This window comes from Bifidobacterium sp. LH_426 (assembly GCF_056356875.1).
On the sequence record NZ_JBKEVB010000004.1, the window covers coordinates 60761 to 86112 of the forward strand.

At 66.3% G+C, this 25352-nt stretch carries 20 protein-coding genes; 5 read left to right on the plus strand and 15 right to left on the minus strand.

Annotated elements, in window-relative coordinates; all coding sequences use genetic code 11:
• Positions 1-57: 57 nt before the first annotated feature.
• From urtE to urtA, 5 genes are read right to left on the minus strand one after another with little or no spacing between them, the layout of a single operon-like run.
• Positions 58-759: an urea ABC transporter ATP-binding subunit UrtE gene (urtE, locus tag AC1AYD_RS05370; RefSeq protein WP_476502754.1), complete on the minus strand. Its 702-nt coding sequence runs from the start codon at positions 757-759 to the stop codon at positions 58-60.
• Positions 759-1718 carry an urea ABC transporter ATP-binding protein UrtD gene (gene urtD, locus AC1AYD_RS05375; protein ID WP_476532629.1) on the minus strand — a complete coding sequence of 320 codons (960 nt, stop codon included), beginning with the start codon at positions 1716-1718 and terminating at the stop codon, positions 759-761. Before urtD ends, urtE begins: the two co-directional genes overlap by 1 nt.
• Positions 1715-2863: an urea ABC transporter permease subunit UrtC gene (gene urtC, locus AC1AYD_RS05380; RefSeq protein WP_476532630.1), complete on the minus strand. Its 1149-nt coding sequence runs from the start codon at positions 2861-2863 to the stop codon at positions 1715-1717. Before urtC ends, urtD begins: the two co-directional genes overlap by 4 nt.
• An 18-nt stretch (positions 2864-2881) precedes the next feature.
• Positions 2882-3766, minus strand: coding sequence for an urea ABC transporter permease subunit UrtB (gene urtB / locus AC1AYD_RS05385; protein ID WP_476532631.1), 885 nt, complete (start codon positions 3764-3766; stop codon positions 2882-2884).
• Between the two features lie 25 nt (positions 3767-3791).
• Positions 3792-5129: an urea ABC transporter substrate-binding protein gene (gene urtA / locus AC1AYD_RS05390; protein ID WP_476502758.1), complete on the minus strand. Its 1338-nt coding sequence runs from the start codon at positions 5127-5129 to the stop codon at positions 3792-3794.
• Positions 5130-5416: 287 nt separating this feature from the next.
• On the opposite strand from urtA, the gene upp reads away from it, so the two are divergent.
• The 4 genes from upp to AC1AYD_RS05410 all read left to right on the plus strand — a co-directional run bounded on the left by upp (position 5417) and on the right by AC1AYD_RS05410 (position 9507).
• The gene (gene upp / locus AC1AYD_RS05395) at positions 5417-6058 is read left to right on the plus strand and encodes a uracil phosphoribosyltransferase (RefSeq protein ID WP_034529067.1); all 642 of its coding nucleotides are present in this window, start codon (positions 5417-5419) and stop codon (positions 6056-6058) included.
• Between the two features lie 108 nt (positions 6059-6166).
• Positions 6167-6646 (plus strand): 23S rRNA (pseudouridine(1915)-N(3))-methyltransferase RlmH, encoded by a 480-nt coding sequence (rlmH, locus tag AC1AYD_RS05400; RefSeq protein WP_476532632.1) that lies wholly within the window; start codon positions 6167-6169, stop codon positions 6644-6646.
• A 247-nt stretch (positions 6647-6893) separates the two neighbouring features.
• Positions 6894-8174: a glutamate--tRNA ligase family protein gene (locus AC1AYD_RS05405; RefSeq protein ID WP_476532633.1), complete on the plus strand. Its 1281-nt coding sequence runs from the start codon at positions 6894-6896 to the stop codon at positions 8172-8174.
• 217 nt (positions 8175-8391) lie between these two features.
• Positions 8392-9507, plus strand: a complete 1116-nt coding sequence (locus AC1AYD_RS05410; RefSeq protein WP_476532634.1) for a glycerophosphodiester phosphodiesterase family protein — start codon at positions 8392-8394, stop codon at positions 9505-9507.
• Between the two features lie 195 nt (positions 9508-9702).
• Here the strand turns inward: AC1AYD_RS05410 and clpB are convergent, their stop codons facing one another.
• The 3 genes from clpB to AC1AYD_RS05425 form a co-directional block, all read right to left on the minus strand.
• Entirely contained in the window at positions 9703-12399 is a 2697-nt protein-coding gene (gene clpB, locus AC1AYD_RS05415; protein WP_476532635.1) for an ATP-dependent chaperone ClpB, read from the minus strand.
• A 268-nt stretch (positions 12400-12667) separates the two neighbouring features.
• Complete coding sequence (locus tag AC1AYD_RS05420) at positions 12668-13489, minus strand: fumarylacetoacetate hydrolase family protein (RefSeq protein WP_034529047.1); 822 nt, start codon at positions 13487-13489, stop codon at positions 12668-12670.
• Positions 13490-13560: 71 nt separating this feature from the next.
• A complete protein-coding gene (locus tag AC1AYD_RS05425) occupies positions 13561-14286 on the minus strand; it encodes a DUF4190 domain-containing protein (RefSeq protein WP_476532636.1) in 726 nt (241 codons plus the stop codon).
• A gap of 297 nt (positions 14287-14583) precedes the next feature.
• On the opposite strand from AC1AYD_RS05425, the gene AC1AYD_RS05430 reads away from it, so the two are divergent.
• Positions 14584-15135, plus strand: coding sequence for a type 1 glutamine amidotransferase domain-containing protein (locus AC1AYD_RS05430; RefSeq protein WP_476502764.1), 552 nt, complete (start codon positions 14584-14586; stop codon positions 15133-15135).
• 5 nt (positions 15136-15140) lie between these two features.
• Here the strand turns inward: AC1AYD_RS05430 and AC1AYD_RS05435 are convergent, their stop codons facing one another.
• The 7 genes from AC1AYD_RS05435 to AC1AYD_RS05465 all read right to left on the minus strand — a co-directional run bounded on the left by AC1AYD_RS05435 (position 15141) and on the right by AC1AYD_RS05465 (position 25330).
• Positions 15141-15929, minus strand: a complete 789-nt coding sequence (locus AC1AYD_RS05435) for a YggS family pyridoxal phosphate-dependent enzyme (RefSeq protein ID WP_476502765.1) — start codon at positions 15927-15929, stop codon at positions 15141-15143.
• 169 nt (positions 15930-16098) lie between these two features.
• Positions 16099-17592, minus strand: coding sequence for an RNA-binding domain-containing protein (locus AC1AYD_RS05440; protein ID WP_476532637.1), 1494 nt, complete (start codon positions 17590-17592; stop codon positions 16099-16101).
• Between the two features lie 187 nt (positions 17593-17779).
• Positions 17780-19075 carry an O-acetylhomoserine aminocarboxypropyltransferase/cysteine synthase family protein gene (locus AC1AYD_RS05445; protein WP_476532638.1) on the minus strand — a complete coding sequence of 432 codons (1296 nt, stop codon included), beginning with the start codon at positions 19073-19075 and terminating at the stop codon, positions 17780-17782.
• 86 nt (positions 19076-19161) lie between these two features.
• Positions 19162-20403: an amidohydrolase gene (locus tag AC1AYD_RS05450; protein ID WP_476502768.1), complete on the minus strand. Its 1242-nt coding sequence runs from the start codon at positions 20401-20403 to the stop codon at positions 19162-19164.
• Positions 20400-22226 (minus strand): ATP-binding cassette domain-containing protein, encoded by a 1827-nt coding sequence (locus AC1AYD_RS05455; protein ID WP_476544808.1) that lies wholly within the window; start codon positions 22224-22226, stop codon positions 20400-20402. Before AC1AYD_RS05455 ends, AC1AYD_RS05450 begins: the two co-directional genes overlap by 4 nt.
• A 9-nt stretch (positions 22227-22235) precedes the next feature.
• A complete protein-coding gene (locus AC1AYD_RS05460; RefSeq protein WP_476502770.1) occupies positions 22236-24050 on the minus strand; it encodes an ABC transporter permease in 1815 nt (604 codons plus the stop codon).
• Between the two features lie 110 nt (positions 24051-24160).
• On the minus strand, positions 24161-25330 hold the full coding sequence (locus tag AC1AYD_RS05465; protein ID WP_476502771.1) for an ABC transporter substrate-binding protein: 1170 nt from the start codon (positions 25328-25330) through the stop codon (positions 24161-24163).
• Between the last annotated feature and the right edge of the window lie 22 nt (positions 25331-25352).

Here is a 25352-nt window from a genome sequence, read left to right on the forward strand (position 1 = left end):
ACGCCGCGAACCGCGAGAACCACGCGAACCACGCGAACCACACCACGCCGCGCGCGATCACACCCTCATCGCGTCCTTCGCCGCCTCGACCTGGTCGGGACCGCCCTCGCCGGCGGCGATGAAACGACCGGAGGCGAGCACATAGTACTTGTCCGCGCGTTCGACGGCGAACTGCACCTTCTGCTCGACGAGCACCACGCCGATGCCTTTCTGCTCGGCCATCGACCGGATTGCCTGCTGGATCTCGGCGACGATGTTCGGCTGGATGCCCTCGGTCGGCTCGTCGAGAATCATGAGCTTCGGCCGGGTGATGAGCGCACGCGCGATCGCCAACTGCTGGCGCTGGCCGCCGGACAGCAGGCCGGCGCGGCGCCCGGAGAACTCCTTGAGCACCGGGAACATCGCGACGGCCTCGTCGTAGCGGGCCTTCGCCTCGGCGCCGTAACGGTCGGCGACCACGTGCAGGTTCTCGTCGACGGTCATCGTGCCGAACGACTGCTGGCCCTGCGGCACGAACGCCATACCCTTGCGGATGCGCTTGTTCGGCGCGGCCTTCGTGATGTCCTCGCCGTCGAACGTGACCGTGCCGGACGAGACCGGCAGCAGGCCGAGGATCGACTTGAGCAGCGTGGTCTTGCCGGCGCCGTTGTTGCCGACGATGCTCACCCACTGGCCGGCGGCCACGTCGAACGTGATGTCGTTGACGACCGTCACCTTGCCGTAGCCGGTGTTCAGGTCCTTCACTTCCAGCATTGCCATCAGTTCTCACCTCCACCCAAATAAATTTTGACGACTTCCTCGTTGTTCTGGATATCCTCGACCGAGCCTTCGGCGAGGATTTCGCCCTGATTGAGCACGGTGACGGAGTCGGCGAACTGGCGCATGAACTCCATGTCGTGCTCGACGATGATGACCGTGCGGTTCTTGCTGCATCGCTTGAGCAGTTCGCCGGTGGCGATGCGCTCGGCCGGGGTCATGCCGGCGACCGGCTCGTCGAGGAGCAGCAGGTGCGCGTCCTGGACGAGCAGCATGCCGATCTCCAGCCACTGCTTCTTGCCGTGCGGCAGGATGCCGGCGGGCTTGTGCGCGTCCTCGGTGAGGTTGCACACGTCCATCATGTATTCGATGTTCTGCGTGACGCCGCCCATCGGCTTGAACAGGTCGCGACCCTTCTTGCGGAAGCCTTCGGCGAGCTGCAGGTTCTCGAGCACGCTCAGCTCCTCGACGACGGACGCGGTCTGGAAGGTGCGTCCGACGCCGAGTTTGACGATGTCGTTCGGCTTGCGTCCGAGCAGCTCCTCGCCACGGAATTTGGCGGAGCCGGTGGCGGGGACGAGACCGGTAATCGCGTCGATGATCGTGGTCTTGCCGGCGCCGTTCGGGCCGATGAGGAAGCGCAGGTCGCCGTGTTCGACGGTCAGGTCGAGGTCCTTGACAGCCACGAATCCGTCGAATTCGACGTGCAGGCCCTTGATCTCGAGGTAGTCGTTCCACTGGCCGCCGCGGTCGTCGAGCGCGGTGAGCTGCTCGTGCAGCCGTTCGCGCTCCTCGACGATCTCGGCCTTCATGGCGGCCGCCTCGTCGCGCAGGCGCTTGGCCTCGTCGCGCATGGCGACCATTTCGGCGCGCAGGTTCTCCAGATCCTCCTGCGAGGCGGGTGCCTTCGCCGCAACCGAAGCCGCAGCCGTCGCCGTGTTCTTCACGTTCTTCTCGCTCATGCGTTCACCGCCTTAGCAGTAGTGGTTCCGGCGACAGTGGTTCCAGCAGCCGTTCCGGCGGACGCGGCCGCGGCACCGGCCGCGCCGCCTCCGAGCTTCTCCTTGATCCAGGGCCACACGCCCTTGAACTGGCCGAGTCCCATCGGCACGAAGGCGATCACCAGGATGAAGATGAGGCCTTCGATGTACGTCCACGCGGACGGGTACGCCTCGGACAGCTGCGTCTCCGCGAAACGGATGATGAGCGTGCCGACGAGCGGGCCGAGCAGCGTGGTGCGCCCGCCGATCACGACGCCGGCGAGCATCAGGATGGACGGGGTCACGCCGATGTCGGACGGGGAGATGATGCCGACGACAGGCACGAACATCGCACCGCCGATGCCGGCGAACATGGCGGCCATCGAGAACGCGAACACCTTGATGGACGCGGGGTTGTAGCCGAGGAACTTCATGCGGTTCTCCTGGTCGCGCACGCCGATGATGAGGTCGCCCATGAACGACTTGCGGATCCAGTAGACGATGAGCACCATGGCGAGCGTGAGGAACGCGCAGATGTAGTAGATCATCTGCTTGTTCGCGTCGTCGGTGAGGTCGTAGCCGAAGAAGCCCTTGAAATCATTGAGGCCGTTGGTGCCGCCGGTGGTCTTCGACTGGCCGATGAGCAGCACGGAGAAGGCGGCGACGAGCGCCTGCGACAGAATCGCGAAGTAGGCGCCGCGGACGCCGCGTCCGAACACGGCGAGACCGAGCAGCGCGGCGATCGCGCCCGGCACGGCGGCCACGCCGATCACGGCGATCACCGGGTTGCGGAACAGCTCCCAGAATCCGGGGACCTTGTCGATGCCGTACTGGGCCATGAAGTCGGGCACCTGGCCGGGGCCGATGTCCTCGAGCTTCATGTGGATGGCCATCACGTACGCGCCGAGACCGAAGAACAGGCCCTGGCCGAGCGTCAGCATGCCGCCCTGGCCCCAGGCGAGGCCGATGCCGATCGCGACCATCGCGTAGCACAGGTACTTCGACAGCAGGCCGAGGTTGTACACGCTCATGACGGACGGCGCGAGGAAGATCAGCACGATGGCGATGACGGTGCCGATCCACGGCTTGTATTTCACGGCGAATGCGTTCAGAGAAGCGTTGTTCATGATGATTCTCCCCTCCCCTTACGCGAGGTTCCTCGAACGGATGGAAACGAGTCCCTGCGGGCGGAACTGCAGGAAGACGACGACGATCAGGAACACGGCGACCTGGCCGATCGACGCGGACGTCGGCAGCTCGATCGCGGACTGGGCGAGGCCGAGCACGAAGGAGGCGATGACCGCGCCCTTCAGCTGGCCGACGCCGCCGGCTACGACCACGAGGAACGCCTGCACGATGAACGTGGTGCCGAAGTTGAAGCTGATCGAGTTGAGCAGGCTCAATGCCACGCCGGCGATGCCCGCGATGCCGGAGCCGAGGAAGAACGTGACGTGGTCGACGGTCCTCGTGGAGATGCCGGAGACCTCGGCGAGGTCGCGGTTCTCGGAGGTGGCGCGGATCTGGCGGCCGAGCGGCGTGAGCTTGAGGATCGCATACAGCGCGGCCACGCACACGACGGACAGGATGAAGATGAACAGGCGTCCGGCGGAGAAGCTGTAGCCGAAGACGGTCACCGGGTTGGTGAGCGCGTCGGGCGCGGAGGCGTAGACCGGGGTCGCGCCGAAGATGTCACGCGCCAGCTGCTGGAGGACGAGCGAGACGCCGAACGTGACGAGCAGCGTGTCCAGCGGACGGGTGCGCATGCGTTCGAGCAGCAGCACGTCGAGCAGCAGGCCGAGCAGTCCGGCGACGAGGAATCCGACGACGAGCGCGACGCCCAGCGAGACGGCCTTGTTGCCGATGACCGTGCTCATCACGTAGGCGGTGTACGCGCCGGCCATCATGAACTCGCCGTGCGCGTTGTTGATGACGCCCATCTGGCCGAACGTCAGCGACAGTCCGAGCGCGGCGAGCAGCAGGATCGATCCGTTGGACAGACCCGCCACGATCTGTGGAAATAACATACCCATGGTTTCGTGTTCCCTTCCGCTCTCGTTACTTGCCCGATGCGCTCGACGCGCCGGACGTGCTCGACGCGACCTCGTCCTTCGCCCCGGCGCTCAGGCTCTTCGCCCAGTCGTAGGTGGTCAGGTACGGGTCCGGCTTGATCGGGCCGTCGGACTTCCACACGGTGTGGATGAGCTTGTCGTCGCCGATCTTGCCGATGTACGAGGTCTTGTAGATGTGGTGGTTCTTGCCGTCCACCTTGACGCGGCCCTCCGGGGCGTCGAAGGTGACGCCGTCGGCCGCCGCCTTGACCTTGTCCACGTCGAACGACTTGGCCTTCTCGACCATGCCCTTCCACAGGTAGACGGACGTGTACGCCGATTCCATCGGATCGGAGGTGGGCCGGTTCTGGCCGTACTTCGCCTTGAAGTTCTTCACGAACGTCGTGTTCTGCTTGTTGTCGAGCGTCTGGTAGTAGTTCCAGGCGGTCAGCTGGTCCTTCACGTTGTCGACGCCGATGGCGGAGACCTCCTCCTCGGCGATCGACATGGAGATCACGGGCACCGTGTCCGCCTTGAGGCCGGACGCCTTGTACTCCTTGAAGAACGCGACGTTGGAATCGCCGTTCAGCGTGTTCACCACCGCGTCCGCGCCGGAGAACTTGAGCTTGTTGACGATCGTCGTGAAGTCGGTGGAGCCCATCGGCGTGTACTCCTCGCCGACGACCTGCATGCCGTTGCCTTCCGCGTACGCCTTGACCACGCGGTTCGCGGTCTGCGGGAACACGTAGTCGGAGCCGACGAGGAACAGCTTCTTGTAGCCCTTCTCCTTGAGGTAGTCGAGGGCGGGCACGATCTGCTGGTTCGGGGCGGCGCCCGAGTAGAAGATGTTCGGGCTCGCCTCCATGCCCTCGTACTGCAGCGGGTAGAACAGCAGCGCGTTGTCCGCCTCGAACACGGGCAGCATGGCCTTGCGGGAGGAGGACGTCCAGCCGCCGAACACCGCGGCCACACATTCCTTCTCGATGAGCGTCTTGGCCTTCTCGGCGAACACGGCCGGCTCGGACTTGCCGTCCTGCTGGACGACCTTGAGCTTCTTGCCGAGCACGCCGCCCTTCGCGTTGATCTCGTCGACGGCCATGTGCAGCGAATCGCTGACCGTCTGTTCGGAGATCGCCATCGTGCCGGACAGCGAGTTGACGAATCCGATCTTGATGGTGTCGCCGGAGGTGTCGACGCATGAGCTCGCGGTGCTCGCCGTGGAGGCGCCGGATTCCTGCGCCTCCTTCTCGGCGACGGTGCGGCCCCAGCCGCAGCCGCCGGTGGCGAGTACGGCGGCCGTCACGCAACACGCCGCGGCCGCCTTCAGTCGATGTGATATGGCCATACGTCCTTCTCCCTCTTCACGTATGCCGAACGTTCGGGTTTGTCCGATTCGATGATTCAGTGAAACCGGTTCCGCAGAAGCGATTCCGTAAGACGCAAGAATGGCAGCGCCCAGTTGACGGCAAATTGCCCCCGTGTTTCGATTCCATATCCCCCGTGACATGACGGTTACACGCCCGTGGCATCGCGCGGGCGCGTGGTTTTCCAGCGATTCCGCCCCGGAGACGACCGCCCCGCCGCCACGCGTATCCACCATGCGGACGCGTGGGGCGGGTAGGCTTGGGAGGCATGGAACTTCACGTTTTGAATCATCCGCTCGTCGAGCACAAGCTGACCGTGCTCCGCGACAAGAACACCCCGTCCTCCACCTTCCGCGAGCTCGTCTCCGAACTCGTCATGCTCGAAGCGTACGAGGCCACACGCGACCTGTCCGTCGTGGCCACGCCGATCGAGACCCCGGTCGCGCCGATGACCGGCAAGAAGCTCGCCGAACCCCGCCCGATCATCGTGCCCGTGCTGCGCGCCGGCCTCGGCATGCTCGACGGCATGACCCGCCTGCTGCCCACCGCCGAAGTCGGCTTCCTCGGCATGAAGCGCGACGAGGACCACCCCACCCAGCAGATCACGTACGCGAACCGTCTGCCCGACGACCTGACCGGCCGTCAGTGCTTCCTCATCGACCCGATGCTCGCCACCGGCGGCACGCTCGTCGCCGCCACGCACTATCTGGCCGAACGCGGCGCGAAGGACGTCACCGCGATCAACATCATCGCCGCGCCGGAAGGCATCAAGTACGTCGAGGAGCACATCGACCCGTCCATCGACTTCAAGGTCGTGGTCTGCGCCGTCGACGAGAAGCTCAACGACAAGTGCTACATCGTGCCGGGACTGGGCGACGCCGGCGACCGCCTCTACGGGGTGATCGACTGACGGAGTGTCGTCGGCATTGCCCCTCGGTCGACGTACCTTCGTACGCCTTCCCTCGGTGCGCCTTGACGACACACGCGTCATCGATCCCCCACAACGGAAGTCTGACCGATGCAAATCGACATCATCGCGCCGGGGCGCGTCAAGGAACGCTACCTGCGCGACGCCATCGACGAATACTCGAAACGGCTGTCGCGCTACTGCAAGCTCAACATCATCGAAGTCGCCGACGAGAAGACGCCCGAACACGCCTCGGCGGGCGTGGAACGCCAGATCAAGGCGAAGGAGGGCGAGCGCATCGCCAAGCACTTGCGCGACAACGCGTTCGTCATCGCCCTGGCGATCGACGGGAAGCAATTGTCCAGCGAAGAACTCGCCGCGAAGATCAACGATCTCGGGCTGCGCGGCACCAGCCACATCCAGCTGGTCATCGGCGGTTCGATCGGATTGGACGACGCGATTCTGCGCCGGGCCGATTTCAAGTTGAGCTTCTCGAAGATGACGTTCCCACACCAGCTCATGCGCGTCATCCTGCTGGAGCAAATCTACCGGGCCTATAAGATCAACGCGGGAGAGCCGTACCACAAGTAGGGGCGGGCTCGGGGCGCCCGGAACCCCCTCAGTCCGCCTACGGCGGCCAGCTCCCCCTGAAGGGGGGGCGCAGACTCTCCCCCAGTCCGCTTCGCGGACAGCTCCCCCTGAAGGGGCGCGATGAATCGCATGTGCCGCAGGCATATGACCGTGCATTCTGCGCCCCTTCAGGGGGAGCTGTCGTGCGGAGCACGACTGAGGGGGTGTATACGCCCCGCCCGCCCGTGCCGCGTGTAGGCTGGGTCGCATGACGGGACGATTCGCACCTACGCCTTCGGGGCGCATGCATATCGGCAATATGACGGCGATGCTGGCCGCGTGGCTCGACTCACGGGCGCGCGGCCAGCGCATGCTGCTGCGCATCGAGGACATCGACACCCCGCGCGTGCTGCCGGACGCCGACCGGTGGATCACGGACGATCTCGACTGGCTCGGCCTCGACTGGGACGGCGAACCCGTCTACCAGTCGCAGCGCACCGACCTATACGAGCAGGCGTTGCGGCTGCTCGAATCGCAGACCGTCGACGGCATTCCGCTCATCTACCCGTGCTTCTGTTCGCGTGCGGACATCCGCGCCGCGTCCGCGCCGCAGGAGGGCGACGGATTCCAAATCTACCCCGGTACCTGCCGCCGTCTCATGCGCGACCGCCCCGGCGAGGTGCGCGCACGTCTCGCGCGCGGCGACCGCCACTCCCTGCGCATCGCGATGCCCGATATCGGAACGACCGAGAGCACCGTTGTCACGTTCGACGATGCGGCGTTCGGGCCGCAGTCGTTCAATCTTGCATGCGAAATCGGCGATTCGGTGATCCGCCGGTCGGATGGATTGTTCGGCTACCAGTTCGTCGTCACGGTCGACGATCTCGCGATGGGCGTCGACTCGATCGTCCGCGGCCGCGACCTGCTGCGCTCCACCGCCCTGCAAATCTACATCCGCGAGCGCCTCATCGCCGCCGGCTGGCACGTCGCACTCCCCTCGCACGAGTCCTCGACCCCCTCTGACAAGAGGGCCGTCAGCCTTCGCGCACTGCCGAACGACTGTCCGAGCACCTCTCCGGCCCCCTCTGACGAGGGGGCTGTCAGCCGTAGGCTGACTGGGGGAGAGACCGCCCGCGCAAAGTCCGCGCAATCCACAATCACCGCGCAATCCACAATCCCCCGCAATCACGCATACGATCGCCCGCAACCCGCCAATCGCCCGCAACCAGACCACCCCACTCCCGCGCGCCCCGCATACGCGCATATCCCGCTCGTCGACAATGCGGCGGGCCGTCGGCTCGCCAAGCGTGAACGTTCGCTGGACATGGGCGCGCTGCGGGAGCGCGGCGTGACGGCGGCGCAGGTGACGGGCGTGTGCGCGTGGCTGCTGCGTCTCGCCGAAACGCCGGAACCATGCACGGCACGCGACCTGCTCGACGTGTTCCGCGCGGACGGCTGGAAGCCGTTGCGCGCGGAACATGCGGACCGACGCCTCGACCCCGACGATCCGCTGATGCCCACGTGGCTCGCCGACGCGCTGCGGCCATAGCGCTGCCGTAGCGAGACCACAGCGCGGTCGCGACGCGGACGGCACGGGCCGCCGCCACCTGCGCGGGCGATATGACCCGCCGCCCATTCGCGCGGTGTAGTCTGGGGGCAATATCCGGCGCAGGAGCGACGCGACGCGGGCCTCACGGCACACCGCACGGCACCGCCTCGCGCGTCGCTCCCCGCCGGCGTCACGTCACACGTATGGAAGGATTGCCATGTCGAAGGCCCTGAGAAACGTTCTGATCGGCGGCATCGCGGCCGCGGGAGCCGCCGCGTGGGCCATGGCGCCGCGCACGTTCAACGACAAACGCCGCAACTACGTGCCCGTCATCCCCGACGTCTGGTATGCGCACCGCGGTCTGCACGACGCGGGTTCGGGGCTCGTGAACGTCACGGATATCCCCGATTACGGCGGCGACAATCCGGTCAGTGCGAAGGCGGACACGACCGACGCCTCGATCGCCGAGAACGCCGATTATGTGGCGCTCGCCCGGCGCATGGCCTTGAAGGCCGGGTACGGCACGGCGGACGAGACCGGGCCGATCGCGCCGGAGAACTCGCTCGCCGCGTTCGCCGCAGCCTGCGAGGCCGGCTACGGCATCGAACTCGACCTGCAACTGACGCTTGACGGCCAGGTGGTCGTCGTGCATGACGCGAACCTTCTGCGTGTGGCGGGCGACCCGCGCCGCATCGAGGATCTCACTTATGACGAGCTGACGCGCATCCCCCTATTCCCAGTCTCCCGCGGTTCGAAGCCGGGGGACCTCAAGGCGCATCCGCTGCCGGGCGCGGACGAGAATCCGCCGTTGGTCGTCACGCCGGCCACCGCGCCGGAAGGCTACTACCAGCATGTGCCGTTGTTCGCCGACGTGCTCAAGGTGGTGGCGGGGCGTGCACCGCTCATCGTGGAATACAAGTTCAACGACAACGCCGCGTGGGGCGAGCGCGAGACCGAGCTGATGGAGAAGGGCCACGCGTTGCTCGAGGCGTATGCGGGTCCGTACGTCATCGAATCGTTCAACCCGGGTGCGGTGAACTGGTACAAGACGCATCATCCGGAGGTGTGCCGCGGCCAGTTGAGCTGGCCCGCCTCGCTCACGAAGAACGGTCCGGCCGAGTTCGCCGCGGGTCTGCTCGCCTTCGACTGGCTGTCCCGCCCCGACTTCATCGCCTACGACTGGACGGGCGGCGCGTTGCCGCAGGTGCGTCTCGCCCGTTCGATGGGCGCGATCGCCGTCTCCTGGACGGTGCGTTCCAGCGACGAGCTCACGCAGTGCGACCGGTACTTCGACCACCACATCTTCGAAGCCTTCGTTCCGGACAACCGCTAGTTCCTGAGCCTTGTTGCGCCCCCTTGAGGGGGAGCTGGCGTCCGAAGGACGACTGAGGGGGTGCCCGGCGGCTTGTTATGCCTGCCGGACACCCCCTCAGTCTCGCTACGCTCGACAGCTCCCCCTAGAAGGGGGCGCAGGAGATGGAGCTTATGCGCTCTCCTCACCCGTCATAGGGTGCCGCAGACCGTGCAATCACTCGTCGGTCTTGACGTCCTCGACGTTGACGTCGGGGTCGTCGGGCGCGGACGTGTCACCGGCACCGGAACCCGCGAGCGGGTCCTCGGGCATGGCGGTGAGCTCCAGGTGTTCGCCGCCGGTCTGGTCGACGAGCACCGTGTCGCCGTCGTGCACCTTGCCGGCGAGCAGCATGCGGGCCAGCTGGTCGCCGACCTCGGTCTGCACGAGGCGGCGCAGCGGACGGGCGCCGTACGCCGGATCGTAGCCCGTGTTGGCGAGCCATTCGCGGGCGGCGGCCGTCACATGCAGCTTGATGCGGCGGTCGGTGAGTCGCGCGGCCACGCTCTTCACCTGGATGTCGACGATGCCGCCGAGCTCCTCGCGGGTGAGCGGGTGGAACATCACAATGTCGTCCAAGCGGTTGAGGAACTCCGGCTTGAAGTTCATGTGTACCGCGTCCATCACGGCCTTCTTCTTCGCATCGGCGTCCATATCCTCGTTGACGAGGAACTGGGAGCCGAGGTTGGAGGTCATGATGAGGATCGTGTTCTTGAAGTCCACGGTCCTGCCCTGACCGTCGGTCAGACGGCCGTCGTCAAGCACCTGCAGCAGCACGTCGAAGATCTCCGGATTCGCCTTCTCGACCTCGTCGAACAGCACGACGGAGTACGGGCGACGACGCACGGCCTCGGTGAGCTGGCCGCCCTGCTCGTAGCCGACGTAGCCCGGCGCGGCGCCGATCAGACGGCTCACGCTCGCCTTCTCCATGTACTCGGACATGTCGATGCGCACCATGGCCTTCTCGTCGTCGAACAGGAAGTCCGCGAGCGCCTTGGCGAGCTCGGTCTTGCCGACGCCGGTGGGGCCGAGGAACAGGAACGAGCCGGTCGGACGGTTCGGGTCCGAGATGCCGGCACGCGAGCGGCGCACCGCGTCGGACACGGCCTGGATGGCTTCCTTCTGGCCGATCACGCGCTTGCCGAGGTAGTTCTCCATGTGGAGCAGCTTCTCGTTCTCGCCCTGCATGAGGCGGCCGACGGGGATGCCGGTCCAGTCGGAGACGATCTCCGCGACGGAGTCGGCGTCCACATGGTCCGGGACCATCGGCTCGGGCTTGTTCGCGTCTTCGCCGCCTTCCTTCGACTCGGCGTCCGCCTTCTCGGCGGCGGCGAGCTCCTTCTGGATGGCCGGGATCTCGCCGTACAGGATGCGGCTCGCCTCGGCGAGGTTGCCCTCACGGGTGAACTTGTCCGCCTGGACGCGCAGCGAGTCGAGCTTGGCGCGCAGGTCGCCGACCTTGTTGTGGCCGGCCTTCTCCGCCTCCCAACGGGCCTTGAGTCCGGCGAGCTTCTCGCGCGCGTCGGCCATTTCGGCCTGCAGCTTCTCCAAACGCTCCTTGGAGGCCGGGTCCTCGGCCTTCTTGAGCTGCATCTCCTCCATCTCGTAGCGGGTCACCTTGCGCTGGAGCTCGTCGATCTCCTCCGGGGAAGAGTCGAGTTCCATACGCAGATGAGCGGCCGCCTCGTCGACCAGGTCGATGGCCTTGTCGGGCAGCTGGCGGCCGGAGATGTACCGGTTGGACAGGGTCGCGGCGGCCACGAGCGCGTCGTCGCCGATCGTCACCTTGTGGTGCGCCTCGTAACGCTGCTTGAGGCCACGCAGAATCGCGATCGTGTCCTCCACGGAGGGCTCGCCGACGAACACCTGCTGGAAACGACGCTCCAGCGCCGGATCCTTTTCGATGTTCTCGCGGTACTCGTCGAGCGTGGTCGCGCCGATCAGGCGCAGTTCGCCGCGGGCGAGCATCGGCTTCAACATGTTGCCGGCGTCCATCGAGCCTTCGGCCGCGCCGGCGCCGACAATCGTATGGATCTCGTCGATGAACGTGATGATCTGGCCGTTTGCGTTCTTGATCTCGTTGAGGACCGCCTTCAGACGCTCCTCGAACTCGCCACGGTACTTCGAGCCGGCCACCATGGAGCCGAGGTCGAGGCTGATGAGCTTCTTGCCCTGCAGCGTGGTCGGCACGTCGCCGGCGACGATGCGCTGCGCGAGGCCTTCGACGACGGCGGTCTTGCCGACGCCGGGCTCGCCGATCAGCACCGGGTTGTTCTTCGTACGACGGCTCAGAATCTGGATGACGCGGCGGATCTCCTGATCGCGGCCGATCACCGGGTCGAGCTTGCCTTCCTTCGCGGCGGCGGTCAGGTCGGTGGAGTACTTCTCCAACGCCTTGTAGCTGCCTTCCGCGTCCGGGCTGGTCACCTTCGCGCCGCCACGCACACCGGGCACGGCCTTGCGCAGGGCCTCAGGCGTGACGCCGTTCTTCTTCAGGATCTCAGCCGACTGGTTCGGGGCCGATGCGGCGATGCCGATGAGCAGGTGTTCGGTGGAGACGTACTCGTCCCCCATCTGCTGCATCTCCTTCTCGGCCTGCGCGAGCGCGGCGGTCAGCTGGCGGCTCGCCTGCGGCTGCGACGTGGTCGAGCCGGACGCGCTCGGCAGCGCCACCAATGCGTTGCGCACGGCCGCGCCGATGGCCTGCGGGTCGCCGCCCGCGGCCTGGATGAGCCCGCGCACGACGCCCTGCTCCTGGCGCAGCAGCGCGTCCATCACGTGCAGGGTCTCGACCTGCGCGTTGCCCGCGGCGGCAGCGCTCTGGATGGCGTCGCCGATGGCCTCCTGGGCCATGGTCGTGAACTTCTGTTCCATAAGTCTGTCCTCCAAGTCTTGTGGTTGTTCGTGTTTCTGACACGTTCAACCAACCCGGAGGACATTCTATTCCCAAAACTTGAGCGCCGTCGGCTCAAGTTTCATTTCATCGCTGCGAAAACGACGTCACCACGCATTGCGCCCCCTTCAGGGGGAGCTGTCGAACGCAGCGAGACTGAGGGGGCACTCGCCGGCGATCCGGCGGGCACCCCCTCAGTCAGCCTTCGGCTGCCAGCTCCCCCTCAAGGGGGCGCAGAAACAATGCGCCTTACGCGCGCACGATCACGTTGCGCAGGTCGCCGACGCCTTCGACGTGGACGATGGTCTCGTCACCGGGGTCGAGGTGGCCGGACGCGTTCGGCGTGCCGGTCATGATGACGTCGCCGGGCAGGAGCGTCGAGAACGAGCTGATCGCGGCGATCTGCTCGGGGATGCCGTGGATGAGGTTCGCGGTCGTGCCGGACGCCATCGCCACGTCCTCGCCGTTGAGCGTGAACGAGATCTTCGCGTCCTTCCAGTTCACGTCGTCGCGCGTGACGATCCAGGGCCCCAGCGGGCAGGACGTATCGAAGCCCTTGGCGCGCGTCCACGTCGGGTCGAGGCCCTGCAGGTCGCGCAGCGTCACGTCGTTGACGCAGGTGAAGCCGAGCACGTAGTCCATGGCCTTCTCGACCGGCACGTTCTTGGCGACGCGGCCCATGACGACGGCGAGTTCCGGCTCGAAGTTCATGTCCTTCGAGCAGGCCGGGTACACGATCGGATCGTCCGGGCCGATCACCGAGGTGGACGGCTTGGTGAAGATGACCATGTCCTCCGGGGCGTGCGAGATCTCGGAGTGGCCGGCCTCGTGCATGTACTGCGCGTGCGCCTCGTAGTTCTTGGCGAGTCCGTACACCTTGCTCGGCAGGACCGGCGAGAGCAGACGGATGCCGTCGGCGTCGAGCGCGTAGCGCTTGCCGGTCGGGGCGACCTTGCCGCCGAGCAGCGGGTGGCCGTCGAGTTCGACGAGATAATCCTTGCCGTCCGATTCGTCCTTCTGCACGAAGGCGTATCGCGGCGTGTCATTCAATGAAAAACGTGCGATTCTCATGCTGCTAAGTCTAGCCGCACGCCGTCGCGCCGTCCGGCGCGTTCCGGCGTGCGTTCCGGCGTATGCGGCAGTCAGCGGGTCGACAGGGTCGCGGCGGTCGCGGCGACGATCACGTCGAGACGTGCGGTCGCGCTGTCCGGTGCGGCGGCGAGACGGTCGGCGGCGTTCGTCGTGTCGTCGCCTTCGTCGGAATAGTCGTAGCCGTCGCCGCCGTCATCATACGAATAGTCGTAGCCGTGCGATGACGCGTCGACGACGGCCGTGACGAACAGGACGACGAACACGACGGACACGAGCGTGGACAGCGCGCCGACGATGATGCCGGCGATGGCGAGGCCCCTGCCTTTCTCGCCGGTCCTGTTGATCTGGTTGAGACCGATGATGCTGAGGACCAGACCGACGATCGAGACCATGAACGACGCGACGAACCCGGCGATGGCCATCGCGTTCCAGCGCGGCTCCGGCTGGTAGTACGGCTGGTACGCGGCGCCCGAAACATATGGGTTGCCGGGCACGCCGCCCGGAACGCCACCGGAAGCGACGCCGTACGCGGGCTGTGCCGGCGGCACCGGCGGCACAGCCGCGCCGGCCGGCGCGTACGCACCGTACGGCGCGCCACCGGCGGCGGGCTCCGGCGCGGCCTGCGCATACGGGTTTGCGGGCGTCGCCGGCGCATACGGGTCGGGCGACGTCGCGCCGTACGGCTCCTGCGCCGGAACGTCGGCGGGGTTCGTATCGGGGTCGACCGGATTGGGATTCGTATAGGGATTGGGATTCGTATTGTATGGTTCGCTCATTGCGTCCTCCTCGCCGATTGCGTCGGCTGCGTCAGTGTGCCGGTTCGCAGGATCACCGGTTCATCCTGCGTGATTCCGAATGACGGCTTTCTCTCCCCCGTCCTCCGTCAGCCTGTTGTCGGGAAGAAGCCCCGCGGGCATGGCTCGACGTATCTCCCTCAGCTTAGCGCGCGCTGAACCGACGCGCGCGACGCGGCCCGCGGCATAATGGGGTACGGCAAGCAACCACATATGCGGCCGGCCGTTCCGGTCCGTCCGGACAGCCAGCGCATCACCAAGGCATTCCAAGGAGGAACCATGGCCATCGCGGACAAGAAGGTGCTCATCATCGTGAACAACTGGGGCATCGAGGAGACGGAACTCACCCGTCCGCTGCGCGACCTGAAGGCCGCGGGCGCGCAGGTGACGCTCGCCGCGACCACGCTCGACAAGTGCGAGACCGTGCAGCACGACCGGTATGAGGGCGAGACGCTCACCCCGGACACGACGCTCTCCGACGTGCAGGCGGCCGACTACGACCTGCTGGTCGTGCCCGGCGGCACCTGCAACGTGGACCGCATCCGCGTGAACGAGGACGCGATCACGCTCGCGCAGGAGTTCGCGCATGAGGGCAAGCCGATCGCCGCGATCTGCCACGGCGCCTGGCTGCTGGTGAACGCGGGCCTCGTGGCCGGCAAGACCGCCGCGCCGTGCCGCTACATCGCCGCCGACATCGAGAACGCGGGCGGCCACTACGTCGACGAGCAGCTGCACGTCGACGACAACAACGGCTGGAAGCTCATCACCTCCCGCAAGCCCGACGACCTCGACTACTTCGTCGGCGCGATCAAGGAAGCGCTGGAGGCCTAATCGACTCAGATGAAGGCGCGGGGGCCGAAGATGGCGGTGCCTACGCGCACGATCGTGGAGCCTTCCTCGATGGCGATCGCCATGTCCTGCGTCATGCCCATCGACAGTTCCTTGCAGCCTTCGGTGCCTTGCGCGCCGGAGGCGAGGATCTGGTCGCGGGTGCGGCGCAGGTGGGCGAATCCGGCGCGGATCGTCGCCTCGTCGTCCACATGCGCGCCGATCGTCATCAGTCCCTGAAGCTCCAGTCCACCCATCGCGCCGATGCGCTTGGCGAGGTCGATGGCGTGGCTGGGCGCGCAGCCGGACTTCGATTCCTCGCCGGATTCGTTGACTTCGAGCAGCACGCCGATGGTCATGTCGCGCATGACCGCGCGGCGGGCGATCTTCTCCGCCAGTTCGATCGAGTCCACCGATTCGATGGTGTTGACGACGGGCAGCACCTTGCCGATCTTGTTGGACTGCAATTGCCCGATCAAGTGGAACGGCACGTCGCGGCCGAGTTCGAGGCCGCGTGCGGCGCACTGTCGCGCCAATCCCTCGGCCTTCGCCTGCACTTCCTGCGGGCGGTTCTCGCCGATCATGCGCACGCCCGCGTCGATCGCGGCCATGATCTCGCCCACGTCGCGCGTCTTCGTCGCGGCGAGCAGCCTGACCGATCCGGCGTCGCGTCCGGCCGCCTGCTCCGCCTCGGCGATGCCGTCAAGCACGCGCTTGACGCCGTCGGCGATCTCGCGCGTGCGCGTCTCGTCGATCGTCTCGTTCGCCAGATCCTTGTGGTCCATGTATGCCGTCATGCCTGCCACGCTCCCCTCGTCATCATCCGTTTCGTTTCGTTCACGCGACACACGCTCCACGCGACGTGCGCGTCACCCGTACGCATACTGTACGCGTGAAGCCGCCCGTACGCACGACGTGCGTCACGGGCGGCTTCACGGCGCGGAACGCGCGCGCACGGAACGACGATCAACGCAACGTATAGCGCGTTCCTCGCCCTCGGCCCTGCTGCTCGATTATCCCCTCGTCCACAAGGCCTCTCAGCACGTACTTCGCCTTGGAGGCGCTGACATCAGCCAACCGTTCCACTGCGGCCCTGCTGATGGAACGTTCACGCCGCAGATAGTCGATCACGATGTCGCGCGCGTCCGGTTTCGACTTCACTTGGGGAATCCCCTCCCCCGACGCCGACACGACAGAGGAGGACTGCGACGAGCCGCCATCCCACGCATCCGCATCGTCGACTTGGAACTCCAACATCGTCCGATCCGGGTCGAAGGATTCAGTCAACTTCGGGTGCGGGATATGGGCCCAATCGCAACCCCAACGCATGGCGTCGAAGCCGCTGCCGGCGCGTTCGACGACGGAAATCAATGCGAACATCTTCAGCAACGTGGGGTTACGGGAGTCGGACAGCCCTCCCGCCATGGCCACATCGGCGGGGATGCGCAATCCTCCAGGGTTCGAGAAGGAAATGGATTCCCGGTTCCGGATGATCACCGTGTTGCCACGCATGTAGTAGTCGGCGTGGATGAGCGTATTCGCCAACGCCTCACGCAACGCCAGATGCAACGGCGTATCGTCCACGCGCCGCATATCGGCGTCGACGGCGAACGGACGACGAACGGCCTGCGCCAGCCGCGCCCAGACCTTGAGCCAGAAATCATACAGGTTGCCGCTCCATTCCCCATCACCGCTGACGATGCGGTGATCCCAGCGACGCACGCCATCCGAGACCTCCCGATAGTCGAGGAAATAGTAGGGGAATTCCTGCGTGATCTTCCAATCGTGGCCGAACATCAGCAGGCCGGCACGGGTCGGATGCGGCCGACCGTCATCGCCTTTGGCCACCGCGCCCAAGCGCATCAGGAATTCGTCCATGTCCAGAGCCAGCCACGGATGCCCCGGACGGACGGCGCTGAGGGTGTTGCGGTAGGAGCCTACCGTATCCGCATCGAGATCTTCGATTCCGAACCGTTCCAACGGCATATGGTCGAGCGTCTCGGAACCGGTGCCGTTATCGCGCACCATGGCACGGTATTCCTCTTCCGAGCACTTGTAATCGCCTTCGCCGTTGCGGCGGTATGTCCCGCCGACGGGATTGCGGTCTATATACACGGGTTTGGATTCACGGCTGGCACGCGGCACACGCACGACGACGACCGATGCGCCATCGACCTGCTCGATCGACACGTCTTCGTCGGCAAGCACATTCGCGCTGACTTTGTTGCGGTTGTTGACCGTGTCCCAAAAATCCTTCACCGTGCGTTCCGGGTCACGCACCCCCGTGGCGGTCAGATTATGTTGCCGGTCTTCGCTCACGCCCATCAGAATCACTCCGCCGTTGGTGTTCGCGAACGCCGAATACGTCTCCCATACGCTCTTCGGCACACCGCCGGCGGCTTCCTTGGCTTCCAGACGATTGCCTTCTCGCAAGTCATCCAATGACCGTAAATCGAACATATCCACCCCGAATCAGCCATTTTGCGGACAATAACTCTGATTACAGACCAGTATCAGCCAATTTACGGACAATTACGGGTATTTACGGACAACAATCCGTTTGCGGACAATCATTGAGCCGATAATCACGCCGCCGGGCCATGCGCATGCGGATACACCGCAATGCGCACGGCCCGGCGGCGAGGCGTCAGTAGGCGGCGGCGATGGCCTGGTCGAGGTCGGCGATCAGGTCGGCGGGGTCCTCCAGGCCGATGGACAGGCGGATCAGGTTGTCGGTCACGCCGGCGGCGAGACGGTATTCGGCCGGGACCTCGCGGTGGGTGATGCGGGCCGGGTCGACGATGAGCGAGCGTGCATCGCCGATGTTCGGCACGTAGGAGAACACCTTGGTGCCGTCGAGGATGCGGCGCACGTTGCTTTCGTCGCCGTCCACGAGGAACGACAGGATCGTGCCGACGCCCTTCGGGAAGTACTTGGGCAGCAGGTCGAACTGCGGCGTATTGCCGAGTCCGGAGTAGTTGACCTTGATGACGTGCGGGGTGCGCGTGAGGTGGCGCGCGACCGCCGTGGCTGTCTCGACCTCCTGGCGCACGCGCTGCGGCAGCGTCTCCACGCCGACGAGCGACAGGTACGCGTTGAACGGGCTCGGCACGGCGCCGAACGTGCGCAGGTACTTGATGCGGATGCGGCGGATGAACGCGTCCTTGCCGTAGCGTTCGGCGAAGCTGTGCTCGACGCCGTTACGTTCGTCACTGATCACCTGCTCGTTCTCGGTGAACTGCGGGAAGCGGCCGTTCGCCCAGTCGAAGCGACCCGCGTCGACCACGACGCCGCCGATCGCATTGCCATGCCCGGTGATGCCCTTCGTCGTGGAGTGCACGACGATGTCGGCGCCGAAGTCGAACGGGCGCAGCAGGTAGGGCGTGGGCACGGTGTTGTCGACGATCAGCGGGATGCCGTGCTTGTGCGCGAGTTCGGCGAGCGGCTCCAGGTCGGTGATCTCGGTGGACGGGTTCGCCACGGATTCGGCGAAGATGGCGCGCGTGTCCGGACCGATCTTCGAGGCGACCTCGTCGAGGTCGTTGATGTTCTTCACGAAATCAGTGTGCACGCCGAAGTGCGGGAAGAAGCTCTCCATCGCGTCGACCGAGGCGCCGTACAGGTTGGAGGGCGAGATGATGCGCCCGCCGTTCTCGGCGGCGCACAGCAGCGCGAACGAGACGGCCGCCATGCCGGAGGCGACGGCGACGGCGCTGGTGCCGCCTTCGAGCGCCGCGATGCGCTGCTCGAGCGCGTCGACGGTCGGGTTGGCCACACGCGAGTACGAGAATCCCGTCGTCTCGCCGGCCGCGAGCGCGTCGCCGCGGACGGCGCTTTCCATGTCGAACGCCGCCGAGGCGTAAATCGGCGTGCTCACCGCGTCGTCGTGCTGGAGTCGGTCGTAGCCGGCATGGATGGCCGCTGTGGCGAAGGCTTGCGTCATGTGCGTATTCTCCCCTTGAAGTCGTGAATGGTCACCAGTGTAGGAACGTAGTCGCAGCGACACGTACCTGCCGATACAGGCGTTGTTTATCGTTCGGTATCAGCATGGATGATACGGCCGGCGGGAGCGGCGTCGTCCCATTCGTCCAACGCGCGGAAGGCGAGCGCGGCGAGGAAGCGAGCCCCCGGCCAGATTCCGGCCGGATCGGGGCGGAACGCGGGCGTGTGCGCGGCTCCGGCGTCGCCGGCGCCGATGTGCACGAACAGGCCCGGCTTGCGCTGGAGATAGTAGGAGAAGTCCTCGCCGCCGAGCTGCGGGCGATCGTCGGCCACGGCGAGACCTTCGTCGCGTGCGACGCGGCGGCCGAACGCGGCCCATGCGCCGTCGTTGACGACGGATGGCGAGCCGAAGAACCAGTTGACGTCGGCGGTGGCACCGTACGCCTCGGCGGTGCGTTCGATGATGGCGACGGCCTTGTCCTTGGCGAGGTGGCGGTCCTTCGGTTCGGTGGTGCGCACCGTGCCTTCGAGGAACGCGTCCTGCGGGATGACGTTCCACGTGCTGCCGGCTTCGACGTGCGTGACGGAGAGCACGCGCGGGTCGACCGGGTCGAGGCTGCGTGCGGTCACGGTCTGCAGGCCCTGCAGCACGGCGCCGAGCACGGCGATCGGGTCGATGCCGCGGTCGGGTTCGGCGGCGTGCGAGCCGGTGCCGTGGATGGTCGCCTGGAATTTGTCGACGGCGCCGGAGATGCCGCCTTCGCGGATGGCGATGGCTCCGGTCTCGCCGGGCGCGTCGTGCGTGCCGAAGAACGCCTGCACGTCGTCGAGCACGCCGGTGTCGAGCACCTGGACGGCGCCGGTGGGGCGTTCCTTCGTGGCTTTGCCTTCCTCGGCGGGCTGGAGGATCACCTTGACCGTGCCGTGCAGCTCGTCCTTGCGCGACTGGAGCAGGATGGCGGCGCCGAGCGCGACGGTCATGTTGAAGTCGTGGCCGCAGCCGTGCATGTATCCGACGTTCTCGGACGTGTACGGCAGTCCGGTGTTCTCGGTGATGGGCAAGCCGTCGATGTCGCCGCGGATGGCGACGACCGGGCCATCCAGCGCGCCGCGCACGATGGCGACGAGTCCGGTCCTGAGTCCGGAGTCGAGAATCTCGATGCCGTGCGCTTCGAGAATCTCCCTCAGTTTCGCCGTGGTGGCGTGCTCCTCGTAGGAGGGTTCCGGGTGGCGGTGGAACCAGCGGTAGTGGTCGAGCAGTTCCGCCTCCAGCGCGGTCGTGGCCTGCGTGGCTTCGGTCGTGGCTTTTTCGGTCGCGGCGTCGGTCATTGTTTCGTTCCTCCCAGGTAGGCTTCCTGCACTTGTTCGTTGCCGAGAAGGTCGGCGGCCTTGCCGTGCAGACGGATGCGTCCGTTCTGCAGCACGTAGCCGTAGTCGGCGATGGACAGCGCGAGCTCGGCCTGCTGTTCGACCATGAGTACGGAGACGCCGAGCTCGTCGCGCAGCTTCGCGATCTGTTCCAGCACGTCCTCGACGAGTTTCGGCGACAGGCCCATCGTGGGCTCGTCCATGCAGATGATCTTCGGGCGGCTCATCAGCGCGCGGGCGAACGCGAGCATCTGCTGTTCGCCGCCGGACATCGTGCCGGCCTGCTGCATGCGACGTTCCTTGAGGCGCGGGAAGCGTTCGTACATGGCTTCGAGGTCGGTGGCGATGCCGGACTTGTCGTTGCGGGTGTACGCGCCGGAGAGCAGGTTCTCCTCGACGGTCATCTGCGGGAAGACGCGGCGGGCCTCCGGCACGGCGGCGATGCCGGTCTCCACGCGTTTGCGCGTGGACAGTCTGGTGATGTCCTGTCCCTGGTACCACAGGGAGCCGGTCTTCGGGTGGTTGATGCCGAGGATCGTCTTCATCGTCGTGGATTTGCCGGACGCGTTGCCGCCGAGCAGCGAGACGATCGCGCCCTGCGGCACGCGGATGGACACGTTCTGCAGCGCGTGCACCTGCCCGTAGAACACGTTGACGTCGTCGAGCGCGAGCAGCGCCGACTCGTCGGCCTTGCGCGCCGCGGCCTTGTCCTGTTCGAGGTCGGCGTCGTGCTCCTCGACCTTGGCGAGGGAGCCGGACGCACTGTCCGATTCGATGGCGTTCTGCATGGCGAGCACGTTGCTCTGGCCGGAGACGCGCGTGTGGTTGATCTCGCGGCGTTTGCCGAGATACGCCTCGACGACCTGCGGCGCCTTGCGCACGTCGTCCGGCGCGCCCTCGGCGATGATGCGGCCGCCGTCCATCGCGATGACGCGGTCGGAGAGGGCGGTGACGAGTTCGATCTTGTGTTCGACGAGTAGGATCGTGTGCCCCTGCGCCTTCAGGTATTGCAGCTGCTGGAGCACTTCGGCGGTCTCCGACTGGTTCATGCCGGCGGTCGGCTCGTCGAGGAGCAGGATCTTCGGTTCGCTGATGTGCGCGCGGGCGATCTCGGTGCGGCGGCGGTTCGCGTAGGAGAGCGTGTACGCGTAGTCGTTGCGGCGGGAGCCGAGGCGTTCGCGGAAGCGGTCGATCTCGCGGCCGACGCGGATGTCGACCTCCTTGGCCTCCTTGCGCGCCTTCGGTCCGGGGATGAGCGCGACGCCGGTCTCGGCGAGCAGCGGCAGCCAGCGCACGATCGGGTAGCGCTGCAGGTTCTTGAACGGGCGCAGCGCGCGCAGGCGCTTGTGGTAGCCGAGGTTGATGTTCTCGTCGACGGTGAGCGCGCCGAACACGCGGCCGTTCTGGAACGTGCGGGCGAGCCCGCGTTCGGACATCTCGGCGGACGGGTAGCCGGCGACCGGCTCGTCGTCCAGGTCGATGATGCCGGAGTCGGGCTCGAGGAAGCCGGAGATCAGGTTGATGGTCGTCGACTTGCCGGAGCCGTTCGGCCCGATGATCGAGATGACCTCGCCGCGATGCAGGTCGAACGAGACCTTGTTGACGGCGTGCAGGCCGTTGAAGGACTTGTCGAGGTCGCGCACGCGCAGCACGACGGGCGCCTCGAGCACGGCCTTGCGGTGCTTGGCGGAGTATTCGGCGAGCGCCTCGGGGTTCGTGAGCCGCTCGTTGTCGATGTCGATGCCGGTGACGGTGTCGACGGTGGAGTATTCGGAGTCGGTCATGGCTACCACTCAGGCTTTCCGGGCGAACAGGCCCTGCGGACGGAACAGGATGACGAGGACGAGCAGCACGCCGTACAGGAGGATGCGCGCGTCGGTGGCGAAGCGCAGCAGTTCGGGCGCGCCGATGAGGATGATCGAGCCGAGCACCGCGCCGACCGGCGAGTTCATGCCGCCGAGCACGATGATCGTGAGGATCAGGATCGACATGTTCGAGTTGAAGATCGTCGGATCGATGTACGTGTACTGGTGCGCGAGGAGCGATCCGGCGAGGCCGGCGAAGAACGTGGCGAGCGCGTAGGCGAGCGCCTTGTACGCGCCGGTGCGGATGCTCAGCGCCTCGGAGGCCTCACGGTCGGAGCCGACGGCCTCGAACACGCGGCCCAGGTGCGTGGCGCGCAGACGCGTGACGATGACGAGCGTGAGCAGCAGGACGATGACGTCGAGCAGGTACATCATCTGCTGCGTGTACAGGGTGAAGCCGAACACCTTGGGGAACGGGATGCCCTGGATGCCGAGCGAGCCCTTGGTGATCGGCTCGGCGAGGCGGATGATCGCGACCATGACCGCGCCCACGCCGATCGTGGCGATCGCGACGTAGTGGCCGGAGAGCTTCCACACGGGGAACGTGAGGATGCTGGCGGCGACGGCGGCGATCACGCCTGCGGCGAGCAGGGCGGCGAGGAACGGCCAGTGCGCTTCGGTGGTGAGCAGCGCGGAGGCGTAGGCGCCGACGGCGAACGGTCCGGCCATGCCGAGGATCGTCTGGCCGGCGGAGCCGGAGATCATGGTGAGGCCGACGGCGGCGATCGCGTAGATGGCGACCTGCGTGCCGATGCCGGCGAGATAGTCGGAGAAGAAGAACGGGGTGGCGAGCAGCACGACCGCGCCGATCAGGTTGCCCCACCAAGGCAGTTGGATGGGCCGGCCGCCGCCGAGGAACGTGCCGGTGAGCGGCTCGGACCTGACGTCGTTCTTCGGGCCGAGCAGGCCCTGCGGCTTGAGGATGAGGATGATGAGCAGCGCGCCGAAGGTGATGAGGTCGTGCGCACCATCGCCGAACAGGGAGATGCCGAACGCCTCGACCACGCCGAGCACGAGGCCGCCGACCACGGCGCCGGGGATCGAGCCGAGGCCGCCGATCGTGGCGGCGACGAACGCGGTCATGCCGATCGTGCCGCCGTTCATCGGGTTGATGTTCGCGTTGAACAGGCCGACGAAGATGCCGGAGACGCCGGCGAGCACGGAGCCGATCACGAAGGACAGGTTGCGGATCGCCTTGACGGGGATGCCCATCTGCAGGGCGGCCTCCGGGTCCTGCGAGGTGGAGCGGATCGCCTGGCCGGACTTGCCGTATTTGAGGAACGCCCACAGGCCGAGCATCGAGACGACGGCGAGGATGACCATCACCACGTCGGAGGTGCCGAAGCGCACGCCGGCGAACTGGAGGTTGTAGGTGGGCAGCAGCTTCGGGAACGGGCGGGTCTGCGGCCCGAAGATCATCTGCAGGCCGTTGTCGAGCACCTGGCCGACGCCGATCGTGGCGAGCAGCGCGGCGATCGGCTTGCGGCCTTCGAGCGGGGCGATGACGGCCACGTTCATGACGAGGCCGAGCAGTCCGGTGACGACGACCACGGCGACGAACGTGGGCACGATGCCCCAGCCGGCCGTGGTGCCGAGCCACCAGGCGACCATCATGCCGACCGCGACGATGGAGCCCTGCGCGAAGTTGGCCACGTTGGTCACGCCGAAGATCAGCGACATGCCGACGGCGACCAGCGCGTAGGCGCTGCCGTGGATCACGCCGGCGAAAAGCACATCAAACATTGTTGTCCTATCTCATCCTCGATCTACGATGGCCCTCCCGAGACCCGCCGGACCCCGGCCGCGCGCGGATGGCGCGGCCGGGGTGGCGGGATACGGGAAGGCCGCGGAGATCAGCCTTCGTACTGCTGGAACTTGCCGTCCTTCGCGATGAGCAGGATCGGCTCGATGTTGTCGGCGCGGCGGGTCTTCTGGTTGAACTTGAACGTGCCGCCGTTGCCCTGGTAGAGCGGGAAGTCGGTCACGGTCTGCAGCGCCTTCTGGATGCCCTCGCGGGTCGGCTCGGTCTTGTTGGCCGCGTAGGCGAGGTCGATGATCGCCTGGTAGGCGGTCACCTCGAAGTTGCCCGGGTTGTTGCCGTACTTGGCCTTGAAGTCCTTGACGAACTGCTGGGCCTTGGCGTCCTTGGTGCCGGTGGCGGAGAACGAGCCGGTGATGATCGAGCCTTCGGCGTTCTTGCCGGCGAGGTCGAGGAACTCCTTGGTCTCCTGACCGCCGTAGTACGGGCCGGTGTAGCCGAGCTTGTCGCGCAGCGTGTTGATGACGAGCGCGCCGTCCGGGCCGTAGCCGATGTCGACGACCGCGTCCGGCTTGGCGTCGCGCGCCGGGATCAGGATCGGCGAGAGGTCGGTGGAGTCGGGCAGGTAGCTGGACTCGTACACGATCTGCGTGCCGTTCTTCTCGGCCTCCTGCTTGAAGTACTGGTAGGCCTGCTTGCCCCAGTCGTTCTCGATGTAGACGACGGAGATCTTCTTCGCCTTCTTGGCGACGATGTCCGCGTTGGCCTTCTGGTACTTGTCCTGGCCGATCTGCGGCGTCCACACGTGGTCGCCGGTGTCGGTGAAGGTCGGGGCCGAGTTGTTGAAGCCGTAGTGGACGAGGCCGGCCTGCTGGAAGGTCGGCGAGGCGGCGGCGGAGGCCGGGGACGCGTAGTCGCCGACCACGGCGATGATCGACTTGTCGGCCACGAGCTTCGGCGCGACGGCCGCATCCTGCTTGGCGTCGGACTGGGTGTCGAAGTACTTGAGGCCGAGCTTCTTGCCCTTGACGCCGCCGTCCTTGTTCACCTTGGCGACGGCCAGGTCGAAGCCCTGCTGGAACAGCTTGCCGTATTCGGCGTACTGGCCGGTCTTCGGGTAGATGACGCCGATGTTCACGGTGTCCGAGCCGGAGCCCGAACCGGAGCTGGCGGAATCGCCCTGCAGGCCGCAGGCGGACACGCCCAGCAGCGTGCCGGCGGCCACGAGGCCGGCGACGGCCTTGCGGATCAGTGATGTCTTCATGGTGTTGTCCTCTCTCCTAAAA

What these genes read in the sequence shown, in the direction of transcription:
- urtE (WP_476502754.1), bottom strand. Translation starts at nt 759, where the DNA reads ATGGCAATGCTGGAAGTGAAGGACCTGAACACCGGCTACGGCAAGGTG.
- urtD (WP_476532629.1), bottom strand. Translation starts at nt 1,718, where the DNA reads ATGAGCGAGAAGAACGTGAAGAACACGGCGACGGCTGCGGCTTCGGTT.
- urtC (WP_476532630.1), bottom strand. Translation starts at nt 2,863, where the DNA reads ATGAACAACGCTTCTCTGAACGCATTCGCCGTGAAATACAAGCCGTGG.
- urtB (WP_476532631.1), bottom strand. Translation starts at nt 3,766, where the DNA reads ATGGGTATGTTATTTCCACAGATCGTGGCGGGTCTGTCCAACGGATCG.
- urtA (WP_476502758.1), bottom strand. Translation starts at nt 5,129, where the DNA reads ATGGCCATATCACATCGACTGAAGGCGGCCGCGGCGTGTTGCGTGACG.
- upp (WP_034529067.1), top strand. Translation starts at nt 5,417, where the DNA reads ATGGAACTTCACGTTTTGAATCATCCGCTCGTCGAGCACAAGCTGACC.
- rlmH (WP_476532632.1), top strand. Translation starts at nt 6,167, where the DNA reads ATGCAAATCGACATCATCGCGCCGGGGCGCGTCAAGGAACGCTACCTG.
- AC1AYD_RS05405 (WP_476532633.1), top strand. Translation starts at nt 6,894, where the DNA reads ATGACGGGACGATTCGCACCTACGCCTTCGGGGCGCATGCATATCGGC.
- AC1AYD_RS05410 (WP_476532634.1), top strand. Translation starts at nt 8,392, where the DNA reads ATGTCGAAGGCCCTGAGAAACGTTCTGATCGGCGGCATCGCGGCCGCG.
- clpB (WP_476532635.1), bottom strand. Translation starts at nt 12,399, where the DNA reads ATGGAACAGAAGTTCACGACCATGGCCCAGGAGGCCATCGGCGACGCC.
- AC1AYD_RS05420 (WP_034529047.1), bottom strand. Translation starts at nt 13,489, where the DNA reads ATGAGAATCGCACGTTTTTCATTGAATGACACGCCGCGATACGCCTTC.
- AC1AYD_RS05425 (WP_476532636.1), bottom strand. Translation starts at nt 14,286, where the DNA reads ATGAGCGAACCATACAATACGAATCCCAATCCCTATACGAATCCCAAT.
- AC1AYD_RS05430 (WP_476502764.1), top strand. Translation starts at nt 14,584, where the DNA reads ATGGCCATCGCGGACAAGAAGGTGCTCATCATCGTGAACAACTGGGGC.
- AC1AYD_RS05435 (WP_476502765.1), bottom strand. Translation starts at nt 15,929, where the DNA reads ATGACGGCATACATGGACCACAAGGATCTGGCGAACGAGACGATCGAC.
- AC1AYD_RS05440 (WP_476532637.1), bottom strand. Translation starts at nt 17,592, where the DNA reads ATGTTCGATTTACGGTCATTGGATGACTTGCGAGAAGGCAATCGTCTG.
- AC1AYD_RS05445 (WP_476532638.1), bottom strand. Translation starts at nt 19,075, where the DNA reads ATGACGCAAGCCTTCGCCACAGCGGCCATCCATGCCGGCTACGACCGA.
- AC1AYD_RS05450 (WP_476502768.1), bottom strand. Translation starts at nt 20,403, where the DNA reads ATGACCGACGCCGCGACCGAAAAAGCCACGACCGAAGCCACGCAGGCC.
- AC1AYD_RS05455 (WP_476544808.1), bottom strand. Translation starts at nt 22,226, where the DNA reads ATGACCGACTCCGAATACTCCACCGTCGACACCGTCACCGGCATCGAC.
- AC1AYD_RS05460 (WP_476502770.1), bottom strand. Translation starts at nt 24,050, where the DNA reads ATGTTTGATGTGCTTTTCGCCGGCGTGATCCACGGCAGCGCCTACGCG.
- AC1AYD_RS05465 (WP_476502771.1), bottom strand. Translation starts at nt 25,330, where the DNA reads ATGAAGACATCACTGATCCGCAAGGCCGTCGCCGGCCTCGTGGCCGCC.